The sequence below is a fragment of the Kitasatospora sp. A2-31 genome (assembly GCF_022288725.1).
Classification (GTDB): domain Bacteria; phylum Actinomycetota; class Actinomycetes; order Streptomycetales; family Streptomycetaceae; genus Kitasatospora.
In genome coordinates this window covers 377,731-390,991 of the sequence record NZ_JAKNTA010000003.1, presented here as the reverse complement: position 1 = coordinate 390,991, position 13,261 = coordinate 377,731, and the positions used below count along the sequence as shown (strand labels likewise).

Below are 13,261 nucleotides of genomic sequence, written 5' to 3'. Positions count from 1 at the left end.
CGGTCGGACTCAGCGCCCGGCCGGCACCGGCGCCGCCTCCCCCGCACCGGCCGGCGCGAACCCGTCCGCCTCCCGCTCGCGCTCCCACATCGCCCGCAGCCGGCCGCCCGGCTCCGCGACCAGCGCGGACCACCGGCCACGCTCGACCACCCGGCCGCCGTCCAGGACCAGCACCTCGTCGACCGTGGCGTCGTCCAGACCGGCCAGCCGGTGGGTGATCAGGACGGTGGTCCGGCCGGCCGTGGCGGCCAGCAGGTCGGCGGTGAGCGCATCGGCCGTCGGCAGGTCGAGGTGCTCGGCCGGCTCGTCCAGCACGAGCACCGGGAAGTCGGCCAGCAGGGCCCGGGCCAGCGCGAGCCGTCGGCGCTGGCCGCCGGAGAGCCGGGCGCCGTGCTCGCCGACCATGGTGTCCAGCCCTGCCGGGAGGGTGTCGGTCCAGTCCAGCAGGCGGGCGGCGGCCAGCGCGGCACGCAGCTGCGCCTCGTCGGCGCCGGGCCGGGCCAGGCGCAGGTTCTCCCGCAGCGAGCTGTCGAAGACGTGGGCGTCCTGCGCGCAGAGTCCGATCACCCGGCGGACGTCGTCCCCCGCCAGCTCCCGGCTGTCCACAGCCTGTGGACGGCCGGCGGCGAGCGTGACGCTCCCCGCCACCGGGTCGAGGAAGCGCAGCAGGGCGTGGGCGAGCGTGGTCTTGCCGGAACCGGACGGCCCGACGACGGCGATCCGCCGCCCGGGGGCGAGGTCCAGGTCGACGCCGGCCAGCGCGTCCACCGGCTGCCCCGGGTGCCGTACGGTCAGGCCGCGCACCGCGATCGGCAGCGGCTGCTCGGGCAGCGCCGCCGGCTCGGCCGGCTCGATGACCGGCGCGGGCGCATCCAGCACTTCGTCGAGGCGTGCGGCGGCGGCCCGGCTGCGGCGGCGGGCCTGGACGGCGAGCGGCATCCCGGTGACGGCCTCGAAGGCGGCCAGCGGGGTGAGCACCACCACCGCCAGGCAGACCGGGGCCAGCGCACCGCTGTGGACGCCCTGGACGCCGGCCGCCGCGGCGGCCGTCACGGTGAGCCCGGTGAGCAGGGTGATCAGGCCGGTGCCGAGCGCCGCGGTGGCCGCCGAGCGGGCGGCCAGCCCGGTGAGCGCCGCGTCGGCGGCGCGGACGGCGGCCAGCCGGCGGGGCAGCGCCCCGGCGACGGCGAGCTCCGCCGTCCCGGTGAAGGTGTCGACCACAGCGGTGGCCAGCCGGCCGCGGGCCGGGGCCTGCCGCCGCTCGGCCCCGGCCGACCAGCGCCCGGTCAGCGCGGGCACCGCCGCCCCGGCGAGCAGCAGGCCGGCGCCGAGCACCACGCCGGCGGCCGGCAGGAAGGCGCCCAGCGCGACGGCGGAACCCAGGGACACCACGGCGGCCACGGCGGCCGGCAGCCGCCAGCGCAGGTAGTGGTCCTGCACCGCGTCGACGTCGGCGACCAGCCGGGACAGCAGGTCCCCGCGCCGGAAGGCGGGCAGCCCGGCCGGGGCGAGCACGGTGAGCCGGCGGTGGACGGCGGCCCGGAGGGCGCCGAGGCTGCGCAGTACGGCGTCGTGCGAGACCAGCCGTTCGGCGTAGCGGAAGACGCTCCGCCCGATGCCGAAGGCGCGCACCGAGGTGACGGCCATCATCAGGTGGAGCACGGGCGGCATCTCGGAGGCACGGGAGATCAGGTAGCCGGAGGTGGCCATCAGCGCCACCGCGCAGCCCAGGGCGAGCGCGCCGAGCAGGACCGAGAGCGCCAGCCGGGGCTTCACCCCCCGTTCCCCGGCCGGATCGTCGGCCGGGTCGACGTCGGCGTCCGCCGGGGCGGGCACCGGCCGCCCGCTGGGGGTGAGCACCGCCACCGCACTGCCCGTTGCCGCACCGCCCGCTGCCACCGGCCCGACCGCGTCCGGGGCCGCCAGCCGCACCCGCCGGTCGGCGACCGCGAGCAGCGCGGGCCGGTGCGCCACCAGCAGCACGGTCCGCCGCGGGTCGGCCGCCAGCGCCTGGACGGCCGCCACCACGGCCGCCTCCGACTCGCCGTCCAGATTGGCGGTCGGCTCGTCCAGCAGCACCAGCGGCCGGTCGTCGGCGAGCAGCACCCGGGCCAGTGCCAGCCGCTGCCGCTGGCCGGCCGAGAGCCCGGCGCCGTCCTCCCCGAGCACGGTCGCGGACCCCTGCGGCAGCCCCTGCACGAAGTCGAGCGCGTGCGCGGCCCGCAGCGCCGCGTGCAGCTGCGCCTCCCCGGCGTCCGGCCGGTAGAGCCGGACGTTGTCGGCGACCGTCCCGGCGAACAGGTGCGGGTGCTGCGGCACCCAGGCGATCCGGGACCGCCAGCCGTCCGGCTCCAGCTCGGCCAGGTCGTACGTCCGGCCGTCGGCGGCGGTGATCCGCACGGTGCCGGCGTCCGGCGCGGTGAGCCCGAGCAGGACGCCGAGCAGGGTGGACTTGCCGGCCCCGCTCGGTCCGGTGAGCGCGACCGTCTCCCCCGGACGGAGCGTCAGGTCGGCGCCGGCCAGCGCGGGCGCCGCCCGGCCGGGGAAGGCGACGGTCAGGCCGGCGGCCTCGACGGTGGCGCCGGCCGGGTCGGGCGCCGGCACGGTGCCCGCCTCCGGCAGCGGGGTCTCCAGCACCCGGAAGAGCTCGTCGGCGGCTGTCAGCCCCTCGACGCTGGAGTGGTAGAGCGCGCCGACCTGGCGGATCGGGAAGTAGACCTCGGGCGCCAGGATCAGGATCAGCAGCCCGGTCTCCAGGTCCAGCGTGCCGTCCACCAGCCGGAAGCCGATCGAGACGGCGACCAGCGCCACCGAGAGCGTGGAGAGCAGCTCCAGCGCGAAGGAGGAGACGAAGGCGATCCGCAGGGTGCGCAGGGTGGCCCGGCGGTAGTCGGCGGTGATCCGGGCGACGGTCGCGGCCTGGGCCCGGGCCCGGTTGAAGACCTTGAGCGTCGGGAGCCCGGCGACCACGTCCAGGAAGTGGTGCGAGAGCCGGGAGAGCGTGGCCCACTGCCGGTCCATCCGGGACTGGGTGGCCATGCCGATCAGCACCATGAAGAGCGGGATCAGCGGGAGCGTCCCGGCGATGATCGCGGCGGAGGCGAGGTCGGCGCCGAGGATCCGCAGCAGCACGACGACCGGGACGATCACCGCGAGCGCCAGCTGGGGCAGGTACCGGGCGAAGTAGTCGTCCAGGGCGTCGACGCCGCGGGTGGCGAGGGTGGTGAGTTCGCCGGTGCGCCGGCCCGCCAGGTAGGCCGGGCCGAGCGCGGTGGCGTGGTCGAGCAGGCGGCGCCGCAGGGTGGACTTCACCCGGGCGACCGACCGGTGGGCGACGAGCTCGGTGAGCCAGCCGACCAGCCCGCGCCCCACCGCCGTCAGCGCCAGCAGCACCAGCGGGGCGGTGAGTTCGCCGAGCGCGGCCCGCTGCTGGAAACCGCGGACCACGATCTCGGCGACCAGGCTCGCCTGGGCGACCACCAGGGCCGCGTTCACGGCGCCGAGCAGCACCGATCCGGCCAGGAAGGCCCTGGTGGTGCGCGCGTACCCGAGCAGGCGGGGGTCGACCGGCTTCACGGCTCAGCCCTGGTCGGTCGCGGCGGCCGGGGCGTGGCCCGGGATGTGCTGGACACCGATCCGCCGGCGGAACACCCAGTACGTCCAGCCCTGGTAGAGCAGCACCAGCGGGGTGAAGACGGCGGCCACGATCGTCATCAGCTTCAGCGTGTACGGCGAGGACGCCGCGTTGCCCACGGTCAGGCTCCAGCCGTCGTTCAGGGTCGACGGCATCACGTCCGGGAAGAGCGCGAGGAAGAGCATCGCGACCGCGGCCACGACGGTCGCGCCGGAGAGGACGAACGCCCAGCCCTCCCGGCCCAGCCGGGTGGCCGCCAGCGAACCGGCCAGCGCGAGGACGGCCAGCACCAGCGCCACCAGGCTCCGGCCGTTGCCGTTGTCGGCCTGGGTCCAGAGCAGGAAGACCGCCGCCAGTACGGCCGTCACCAGGCCGAGCCGGAGCGCCGTGGCGCGCGCCCGCTCCCGGATGTCGCCGACCGTCTTGAGCGCGGCGAAGACCGCGCCGTGGAAGGTGAAGAGGCTCAGGGTGACCAGACCGCCCAGCAGGGCGTAGGGGTTGAGCAGGTCCCAGAAGCTGCCGACGTAGTTCTTCTGCGCGTCGATGGCGACGCCGCGGACGATGTTGGCGAAGGCCACGCCCCAGAGGAAGGCCGGGATCAGTGACGTCCAGAAGACGGCCTCCTCCCAGTTCCGCTGCCAGCGCGGCTCCGGGCGCTTGGCCCGGTACTCGAAGGCGACGCCGCGCACGATCAGGCAGACCAGGATCAGCAGCAGCGGGACGTAGAAGCCGCTGAACAGCGTCGCGTACCAGTCCGGGAAGGCCGCGAAGGTGGCGCCGCCGGCGGTGAGCAGCCAGACCTCGTTGCCGTCCCAGACCGGACCGATGGTGTTGATCAGGACGCGCCGCTCGGCGGTGTCGCGGGCCAGCGGCTTGGTGAGGATGCCGATGCCGAAGTCGAAGCCCTCCAGGAAGAAGTAGCCGATCCAGAGGACGGCGATCAGGACGAACCAGACGTCGTGGAGTTGCATGGTCGATCGGTCCTATCCGTCGTCAGTAGGCGAAGGCGAGGGGCTTGTCGGCGTCGTCGCCCTCGGACGGGCCGCGCAGTGACGGGTCGACGGCCGGCGGTCGCTCGGACGTGACCGGGCCGGCCTTGGCGTACTTCACCAGCAGCCGGACCTCGATGACGGCGAGGACGGCGTACAGCGCGGTGAAGGTGGCCAGCGCGCCGATCTGGGTGCCCACGCCCACGTTCGGCGAGACGGCGCTCGCGGTGGTCATCAGCCCGAAGACGGCCCACGGCTGGCGGCCCATCTCGGTGAAGACCCAGCCGAAGCTGTTGGCGATCAGCGGGAAGCCCATGGTGAGGATCCCGATCCGCCAGCTCCACCTGGTGAGGAAGGGGCCGAGCTCACGGCCGGGGGTCAGCATCAGCCGCGGCACCTCGGTGTCGCCGGTGCGGAACCCGGGGGCCAGGAACCACTTCCTCCGGGTGGTCCAGAGGCCGACCAGGCCGGCCGTGAAGGAGGTCATCCCGAAGCCGATCATGAGGCGGAAGCCCCAGTAGGTCACGAAGATGTTCGGGATGTAGTCCTTCGGGTCGCCGCCGAACGCGGCGGCCTCGGCGTCGGCGGTGTCGTTGATGCCGGGGACGGACGAGCTGAAGTCGCTGTTGGCGAGGAAGGAGAGTATCCCCGGGATCTCCAGCTCCACCGAGTTGTGGCCCTTGCCGACGTCACCGACGGCGAAGACCGAGAACGGCGCGGGTGCCTGGGTGTCCCACAGGGCCTCGGCCGCTGCCATCTTCATCGGCTGCTGGCGGAACATCACCTTGGCCAGCGAGTCGCCGCTGAGCGCGGTGCCCAGGCCGAAGACGACCGCGAGGACGAGGCCGACCCGGAGCGAGGTGCGCATCACGGCGACCTTCTGCGGGTCCGCGCCGTCGGGCCGGCGCTTGGCCTTCCAGAGGTGGAAGGAGGCGATGCCGACCATGAAGGCGGCACCGGTGAGGAAGGCGGCGGTCAGGGTGTGCAGGACGACGGTCACGGTGGTGTCCTGGAACAGGACCCGGGTGATGTCGGTGAGCTGCGCCTTCCCGGTGGCCGGGTCGACGGTGTAGCCGACCGGGTGCTGCATCCACGAGTTCGCCGCCAGGATGAAGTAGGCGGAGAGCACGGTGCCGAGCGCGACCATCCAGATGCAGGCGCAGTGCAGCTTCTTCGGCAGCTTGTCCCAGCCGAAGATCCACAGGCCGATGAAGGTCGACTCGAAGAAGAAGGCGATCAGCGCCTCCATCGCGAGCGGGGCGCCGAAGACGTCGCCGACGAACCGGGAGTAGTCGGACCAGTTCATGCCGAACTGGAACTCCTGGACGATGCCGGTGACGACGCCCATCGCGATGTTGATCAGGAAGAGCTTGCCCCAGAACTTGGTGGCGTGGAAGTACTTCTCCTTGTTCGTCCGCACCCAGGCGGTCTCCAGTCCGGCCACGACGGCGGCCAGGCTGATGGTGAGCGGGACGAAGAGGAAGTGGTAGACGGTGGTGATGCCGAATTGCCATCGCGCGATGGTCTCGTGAGCGATTGCCAGTTCCACGTCGCCCTCTCTCCAACCGACCTGGTGAAGGTCACTTACCGGACAAACTTCAGAAACGTCATCTCTAGCCGTAGACCGCTGCTCATCAGCGCAAGCTTGTCCGCTTGTGAACGTGAACACGTTCACAAGGGCCAGTATCCATCATGCTTACGGGTGGATTGCGGGCGGGGTGGGACTGAACCGGCCGCTGACCGGCAGCGATGCCGTGCGCACAGTCTGCGAAGTCGCCCCGGCACCCACAACGAGCGGCCGGGCGAACCGGGGGATGATCTTGGCCAATCCGGCGCTTGACAGCAGCCGGATCCGCCAAACCGTCCTACGGTCGGCCGCGCAGGCCGACTGGCGCGACGGTCCGGTCACGCCGGGGCGAGGGCCCGGGGCGCCGGCGGGCGGGTGCCGTACGGGGGCGTGATGATCTCCGTGCCTTGCCCGGCCGGCCGGGCAGGGCAGGGCAGGGCAGGCGAACGATCAGCGGGGAGAGGGCCGGGGTTCGCGCGGGCACCGGGCGTGGCCGGGGTGGTGCTCGGCGGCAGCCGGGCGGGCGGGGACCACCGGCCGGGATCGGACCGGATCCTCGGGGTACCGCGGCCGCGGCGAGCCGGACGTCGGCGCGCGGCCGGGCCGGGCACCCGCTCGGCTTCCGGCCCCCCGCCGCCCCGGCGGGGGCGTCACGGGCGGCCGAGGAGGTGGGTGCCGGCCGCGGACGGGCTCCGGGCCGTGAAGTACTCCACGAAGCCGGCCAGGAACTCCCGCTCGGTGATGCGGCCGTCCCCGTCCGAGTCCAGCTGCCGGAACCCGTGGGCGAGTTCGGCGGGGTGGACGCGACGGCCGCCGAACACCGCCCGGTACTCGTCGACGTCCAGGTAGCCGCTGCCGTCCGTGTCGGCGGCCGTGAAGACGGCGCGCAGCGCACGGAGCAGACCGGCTTCCAGGTAATCGGGGTCCCGGTCGCAGCCCGCCAGGGTGGCGGCGACGAACTCGGCCCGGTCGACCCGTCCGTCGCCGTCGGTGTCCATGGTCGAGCGGAGCTGCTCCCACCAGGCCTCGAAGCCGGCGTACACCGCGGCCTCGCCGTCGTCGGACAGCTCCAGCTGCCAGCAGACGTTGTGCGCCATGGCCTGGAGGTCGCGGGCGGTGACGTGTCCGTCCCCGGTCTGGTCCAGGACCTCGTGGAAGAACCGGTCCACCCGCGGACGCCGGGTGTCGTGCCGGGGCGGCCGGCGCACGGTGGGCCGACGGTCGGGCGACCGGTAGCGGAGGTGGTCCGGCAGCCGGGTCGCCACCGCCCGGCCGCCGCGGTGCAGCAGCGCGGAGAGCACGGCCGCCCGCCGGGTGGGGGCCAGGCCGAAGCGCTCGCGGTAGCCGGGCGGCAGGTCGGCGACGGTGAGGGCGGTGATCGCCCGGGCCGCGACCGCCCGGACCAGCCGCCAGCCGACCGGCCCCAGCCACCGGAGCCGGCGCGGCCGCGGCGCCTCGCGCAGGATCTCGTACAGCAGGTAGCGCGCCGAACCGGTGAACTCCAGCTCCTCGCGCACCATCCGGTCGAAGTAGCGGGGCAGTTCGGCGGCACTCTTCGGCACCGCGTCCTCGGGGAGGCCGAACACGGCCGCGATCTCCTGGAACTCCCCGTAGACCGCCTCCAGTTCGGCGCTGGTGTAGCGGTCGCCGCCCAACCGGCGCATGGCCACGACCGCTTCGAACAGGGTGAGCAGCACCCAGGCCCGGGTGCCCGGGTCGTGCGCGTCGTACGTCCGGCCGTCCGGCGCGGTGCCGCGGATCCGCCGGTGGGCCCGGGCGAGGCGCTCGACCTCGCGGTGCAGTGCCTCCTCGTCGGCCTGGAAGAGCCGCCGGCCGCTGCCGAGCGTGTGCTCGATCCGGCGCCACGGGTGGCCGCGGTAGGTGGAGTGCTCGTCCATCCCCGCCGCGACCACCGGGTGGGAGGCCTGCAGCACCAGCAGCCGCCAGGCGACCAGCCCGACCCGCCACTCGCTGAGGTCGCGCCGGAAGGAGGCACTCCGCCTGGACGACACCGGCATCCGCATCCCCTCGAGTCCACTGTGCTCCGCCTCCGGCCTCCCCCGCGGGTCGGTGACGGAAACACCGCCGGAATCAGTGTGATCGTCCTACTTTGCGAGCTCCCGGGCGACGGCACCGAGCTCCGCGAGGTCCTCCTCGCGGAGCTCGACCGAGGCGGCGGCCACGTTCTCCTCGAGGTGCGCCGGGGAGGAGGTGCCCGGGATCGCCAGGACGGTCGGGGCGGCGGCCAGCAGCCAGGCCAGCATCACCTGGGCGCGGGTGGCGCCGTGCCGCCCGGCCACCGCCCTGAGCACCGGGTGGTCCGGCACGCCCGTGCCGCCCAGCGGGTAGAAGGGCACGAAGCCGATGCCGCGGTCCGCACAGTCCTCGACCAGCGCCGCGTCGGCGGCGCCGTGCTCCAGCACGCTGAACTTGTTCTGCACCGCGACCACCGGGGCGATCTCCTCCGCCTCGGCGAGCTGGGCCGCGTCGACGTTGCTGACGCCGAGGTGCCGGATCAGCCCCTCCTCGCGCAGCTCGGCCAGCGCGGCGAAGGGTTCGGCGATCGAGCTCTGACTGGGCATCCGCCGCAGGTAGACGAGGTCGAGCCGGTCCACGGCCAGCTCGCGCAGGTTGCGGTGGACGGCCTCGCGCAGCCCGGTCCGGTCGGCCGGGTTCATCCAGGTGCCGTCGGGGAAGCGGCCCGGACCGACCTTGGTCGCGATCACCAGGTTCTCCGGGTACGGGTGGAGGGCCTCACGGATCAGGACGTTGGCGAAGACGTCCTCGTAGAAGTAGAACCAGGCCGTGTCGATGTGGTCGATGCCGAGCTCCACGGCGCGGCGCAGCACCGCACGGCTCTGCTCGGGGTCGCAGGCCGGGCCGTGCCAGTCCCGCATCGGCAGCTTCATCGCCCCGAAGCCCATCCGGGACACCGGGAGATCGCCACCGAGGAGGAGGGAGCCGGACGCGGTGACATGAGGTGAGATCGTCATGGCATCAAGCCTCCGACGGGCTCGCCAACCCCTTCGCCGATCTGGCATTTTGCTGCCATGAGTACCGATCAGATCATCACCCTGCACGGAGAACAGGAGCTCGTCCAGCGGGTCGGCCACCTGTTCGTCGCCTCGCGCGAGGAGTTCCTGGTCGCCGCCGCCGACCTGATGACCTGGTCGACCGGGGTCAACGCCGCGTTCCGCGAGGGCAAGCGCCCCCACGTCGTACCCGGCCTCACGATGCGCAAGCTCTACACCCGGCGCGCGCTCGCCGACCCGGAGTCGCACCGGCGGTTGCTGCGGATCGCCGCCTCCGGCATCGAGGTCCGGATCTCCGACGGGCCGCTCGCCCGCGAGGCGATCATCATCGACCGGCGCACCGCGATCCTCGCCGGCGCCCCGGTCCGCGGCGTGCGCGCCTTCACCGTGGTCCGGACACCGGAGGTGGTCGACGGCGTGCGCTCGCTCTTCCGCGCCGCCTGGGAGACGGCCACCGACCTCGCCGACTGCACCGCGGCCCCGCCGCTCCTCACCGACCAGGCCCGGCAGATCCTCCAGGCCCTCGCCGCCGGGCACACCGACGAGACCGGGGCCAGGCTGCTCGGCCTCTCCCTGCGGACCTACCGCCGCCGGGTCGCCGAGCTGATGGCCACGCTCGGCGCCAACTCCCGCTTCCAGGCCGGCCTCCTCGCCCGGGACTTCCAGCCCGACGGCCCGCGCTGAACCCGTGGCACCGGGCCCGGGCCGTCGGCGCAGATTTGCCCGGAATGGAAAACGGTACTGACGCTCCGTCGGGCCTCGGATCAGCGCTGGCGGGGCAGCTCCAGGCGGAAGGTGGCCCCCCGGCCGGGAGCGGTGTGGAGGGTGAGGGTCCCGCCGTGGGCGTGGGTGAGGGCGGTCGCGATGGCGAGGCCCAGGCCCGCCCCGCCGCCGTCGTGACGGCTGCGCGAGGCGTCGACGCGGTAGAAGCGGTGGAAGACCAGGGCCGCCTGCTCGGCGGTGAGTCCCGGACCGGAGTCGGCGACCTCCAGCAGGCAGAGGCCGTCCGGGTCGGTGCCGACGCCGATCCGCACCGCGGTTCCGGGCGGGGTGTGCTTGACCGCGTTGCCGACCAGGTTGGTGACCACCTGGCGCAGGCGCGCCTCGTCCCCGAGGACCGGCGCCGGGCCGGGCGAGCCGTCGCCGGCCGGGCCGGTGAGGGCGACCGGGCGGGACGGGTCCAGCGCGACGAGGTCGTGCAGCGCGTCCGCGGCGAGGGTGCGCAGGTCCATCGGGGCGACGTCGAGCGGGCGCTCCTCGTCGAGCCGGGCGAGCACCAGCAGGTCCTCGACCAGGGCGCCCATCCGGACGGCCTCGTTCTCGATCCGGACCATCGTCCGCCGGACGTCCGCCTCGGTGGGCAGCGCGCCCATCCGGTACAGCTCGGCGAAGCCGCGGATGCCGGCCAGCGGGGTCCGCAGCTCGTGCGAGGCGTCGGCGACGAACCGCCGCATCCGCGCCTCGGACTCGGCCCGGGCGGCGAACGCGGCCTCGATCTGGGTGAGCATGCCGTTCAGCGCGATCGAGAGCCGGCCGACCTCGGTGCGCGGCGGGAGCGCCGGCATCCGGTGCGAGAGATCGCCGGAGGCGATCAGCTCGGCCCCCTCCTCGATCCGGCGCAGCGGCCGCAGCCCGGCCCGGACGGCGAAGAAGCCGAGCGCCGCGATCAGCACCAGCACCGCGCCGCCGATCGCCAGGAACGAGGTGCGCAGCCGGGCCACCGTGGCGTCGATGTCCTCGCGCGAGACGGCCACCATCAGGTACGCCGCGGTGGGTGCCGGGGTGGCGAAGGCGCTGGGCGGGGCGGCCGGCCGCTGGAGCGGCAGGACCACCACCCGCCAGGAGTTGCGGCCGCGCTGGTCGGGCAGGTCGAAGGGGGTGTCGGGGGCGGTGCCGGCCGGGTCGAGCCCGGCCAGCTGGGGTGTCGGGTCGTTCTCGGAGACCGGCTGGCGGACGACCTGCTGCACCCGGCCGTCCGCCGAGAGGTACTGCACCAGGTACTGGCTGGGCAGCGCCGCCAGGTAGTTGGGGGCGGCGCCGCGCTTGCCGGTGACCGACGGCTGCCTGCTCTCGGGCCAGGTGGTCCGGCCCGGGGCGCGCTTCGACAGCGGCTCGCCGAAGCGCTGCAGCTGCTCGTCGAGCCGCTGCACCAGTTGCATGCGGACGGTGCCGAGCACCACGGTGTCGCTGACCGCGAGCCCGGTGGTGACCAGGGCGAGCGCGAGCACGAGCAGCCGGGCGCGCAACGACAGCCGGGTGAGCATCGGGGCGGTCCGTCAGTTCTGCGGCGGTCGGCGCAGGGCGTAGCCGATCCCGCGCACGGTGTGGATCAGCTTGGGGCCGTGGGCCGGGCCGGAGTCGAGCTTGCGGCGCAGGTAGGAGATGTAGGACTCGACGATGGAGAGGTCGCCGCCGAAGTCGTACGCCCACACGTGGTCGAGGATCTGCGCCTTGGACACCACGCGGCCGACGTTGGCCATCAGGTAGTGCAGCAGCTTGAACTCGGTGGGGGAGAGCGAGACCGGGGTGGCGCCGCGGGTGACCTCGTGCGCGATCGGGTCGAGGGTGAGGTCGCCGACGACCAGCCGGCCGTCCTCGGCGGGGCCGCCCGCCCGGCGCAGGATGGCGCGGATCCGGGCGATCAGCTCCTCCAGGCTGAACGGCTTGGTGACGTAGTCGTCCGCTCCGGCCGCGAGGCCCTGGACCTTGTCGCCGACGCCGTCCTTGGCGGTCAGGAAGAGCACCGGGAGGTGGTCGCCGGAGTGGCCGTGCGCCGAGCCGGCGATCTGGCCGCGGCTGGTCTGCTCGCGCAACCGCTCGACCACGGTGAAGCCGTCGAGGTCGGGCAGCATCACGTCGAGGACGACCAGGTCGGGGCGGTCGGCCGCGATGAGTTCGAGCGCCTCGGCGCCGGTGGCGGCGGAGGCGACCCGGAAGCCGGAGAAGCGCAGCGAGGCGGAGAGCAGCTCGCGGATGTTGGGTTCGTCGTCGACGACGAGGAGGAACGCCTCCCCCGGGCCGCCGGCCACCGCGGAGCTGCCTGGTGTGGACACAGTGCCTTGCACGGCGGTTCCGCCTCCCGGTCGGACGATGGCATTCAGCTTGAGGCTAGCCCGCAGAGGCTATGCGCCATCGATGAATGTTGGATTAACACCTTATCGGGCGGTTTTGCGCGAACGAGCCCGCCGGGACCGGTTCGGTGGTGTGCGCACGGGCGGCGGTTCCGGGAGGACCCGGCCGCCCTGCGGCGGGCAGGGCGGCGCGGCCCGGCCGCCGGAAGGATTCGGCCGGGCCGCGCGGGCGTCCGGCGGCTGCGGGGTCAGCCGCCGGACGCGGTCCGGTTGCCCCCTCCTCCGCCGCCGGACGCCGTCCGGTTGCCCCCTCCGCCGCCGAAGCCGCCCGCTCCGCCGAAGCCGCCGAAGCCGCCGAAGCCGGTGGCGCCCTCGACGAGCTGGCTGGCCGCGTACCCGCCGTTGGCGTCGGGGGTGCCGACGACGGTCACGCTCTGGCCGGGCTGCAGGTCGGCGACCTTGCCCTCCTTGTTGAGCTGGACCTTCGTCGCGTCGCCGGTGGTGATCTTGACGGTGTTGCCGTTGGCGTCGGTGAGGTAGACGGTGGTGCCGTCGACGGCCTTGACGGTGCCGCGGGTGAAGCCGCCCTGGCCGCCCTGGCCGTTGCCCCCACCGCCCTGGCCGTTGCCCTGACCGCCCTGGCCGCCCCGGCGGCCGCCGTTCTGCCCGGGGGCGCCGGGGGTCGCGCCGGCCCCGCGGGGCTGCTGGCCGCCGGCCACCGCCCGGCCGGACCCGCCGGAGCCGTTGTCCTTCTGGTACCAGACGCCGCCCGCGAAGGCGGCCGTGGCGATCACGGCACCCCCGAGGGCGAGGCTGAGCCAGGGCAGCTTGCGGCGCGGGGGCGCGGCCAGTTCGGCGGTGACGTCCCGGGCGTCCGGCGGGGTGGAGAGCAGGACGACCTGCTCGGCCGGGGTGCTCGGCTCGATCTCGTTGCTCATGGGTGGTGTCCCGTCCTACTCGTGGGCTGC

9 protein-coding genes are annotated in these 13,261 nt (G+C 74.3%); 1 reads left to right on the top strand and 8 read right to left on the bottom strand.

Annotated features, from left to right (window positions below; all coding sequences use genetic code 11):
• Window positions 1-9: 9 nt before the first annotated feature.
• The 5 genes from cydD to MCM47_RS10495 all read right to left on the bottom strand — a co-directional run bounded on the left by cydD (window position 10) and on the right by MCM47_RS10495 (window position 9,183).
• Window positions 10-3,576 carry a thiol reductant ABC exporter subunit CydD gene (gene cydD / locus MCM47_RS10515; protein WP_238860664.1) on the bottom strand — a complete coding sequence of 1,189 codons (3,567 nt, stop codon included), beginning with the start codon at window positions 3,574-3,576 and terminating at the stop codon, window positions 10-12.
• A 3-nt stretch (window positions 3,577-3,579) separates the two neighbouring features.
• Entirely contained in the window at window positions 3,580-4,605 is a 1,026-nt protein-coding gene (cydB, locus tag MCM47_RS10510) for a cytochrome d ubiquinol oxidase subunit II (protein ID WP_238860662.1), read from the bottom strand.
• A gap of 22 nt (window positions 4,606-4,627) precedes the next feature.
• Complete coding sequence (locus MCM47_RS10505) at window positions 4,628-6,172, bottom strand: cytochrome ubiquinol oxidase subunit I (RefSeq protein WP_238860660.1); 1,545 nt, start codon at window positions 6,170-6,172, stop codon at window positions 4,628-4,630.
• 668 nt (window positions 6,173-6,840) lie between these two features.
• Window positions 6,841-8,202: an oxygenase MpaB family protein gene (locus MCM47_RS10500; protein ID WP_238860658.1), complete on the bottom strand. Its 1,362-nt coding sequence runs from the start codon at window positions 8,200-8,202 to the stop codon at window positions 6,841-6,843.
• 93 nt (window positions 8,203-8,295) lie between these two features.
• Entirely contained in the window at window positions 8,296-9,183 is an 888-nt protein-coding gene (locus MCM47_RS10495) for an oxidoreductase (protein ID WP_238860656.1), read from the bottom strand.
• 57 nt (window positions 9,184-9,240) lie between these two features.
• Between MCM47_RS10495 and MCM47_RS10490 the strand changes: the two genes are divergently transcribed.
• Window positions 9,241-9,906: a helix-turn-helix transcriptional regulator gene (locus MCM47_RS10490; RefSeq protein WP_238860654.1), complete on the top strand. Its 666-nt coding sequence runs from the start codon at window positions 9,241-9,243 to the stop codon at window positions 9,904-9,906.
• A gap of 80 nt (window positions 9,907-9,986) precedes the next feature.
• Here the strand turns inward: MCM47_RS10490 and MCM47_RS10485 are convergent, their stop codons facing one another.
• The 3 genes from MCM47_RS10485 to MCM47_RS10475 form a co-directional block, all read right to left on the bottom strand.
• The gene (locus MCM47_RS10485) at window positions 9,987-11,486 is read right to left on the bottom strand and encodes a cell wall metabolism sensor histidine kinase WalK (RefSeq protein ID WP_238860652.1); all 1,500 of its coding nucleotides are present in this window, start codon (window positions 11,484-11,486) and stop codon (window positions 9,987-9,989) included.
• 12 nt (window positions 11,487-11,498) lie between these two features.
• On the bottom strand, window positions 11,499-12,275 hold the full coding sequence (locus MCM47_RS10480) for a response regulator transcription factor (protein ID WP_374209117.1): 777 nt from the start codon (window positions 12,273-12,275) through the stop codon (window positions 11,499-11,501).
• A gap of 266 nt (window positions 12,276-12,541) precedes the next feature.
• The gene (locus MCM47_RS10475) at window positions 12,542-13,231 is read right to left on the bottom strand and encodes a DUF5666 domain-containing protein (protein ID WP_238860650.1); all 690 of its coding nucleotides are present in this window, start codon (window positions 13,229-13,231) and stop codon (window positions 12,542-12,544) included.
• Between the last annotated feature and the right edge of the window lie 30 nt (window positions 13,232-13,261).

What these genes read in the sequence shown, in the direction of transcription:
- MCM47_RS10495 (WP_238860656.1), bottom strand. Translation starts at nt 9,183, where the DNA reads ATGACGATCTCACCTCATGTCACCGCGTCCGGCTCCCTCCTCCTCGGT.
- MCM47_RS10475 (WP_238860650.1), bottom strand. Translation starts at nt 13,231, where the DNA reads ATGAGCAACGAGATCGAGCCGAGCACCCCGGCCGAGCAGGTCGTCCTG.
- MCM47_RS10485 (WP_238860652.1), bottom strand. Translation starts at nt 11,486, where the DNA reads ATGCTCACCCGGCTGTCGTTGCGCGCCCGGCTGCTCGTGCTCGCGCTC.
- MCM47_RS10490 (WP_238860654.1), top strand. Translation starts at nt 9,241, where the DNA reads ATGAGTACCGATCAGATCATCACCCTGCACGGAGAACAGGAGCTCGTC.
- cydB (WP_238860662.1), bottom strand. Translation starts at nt 4,605, where the DNA reads ATGCAACTCCACGACGTCTGGTTCGTCCTGATCGCCGTCCTCTGGATC.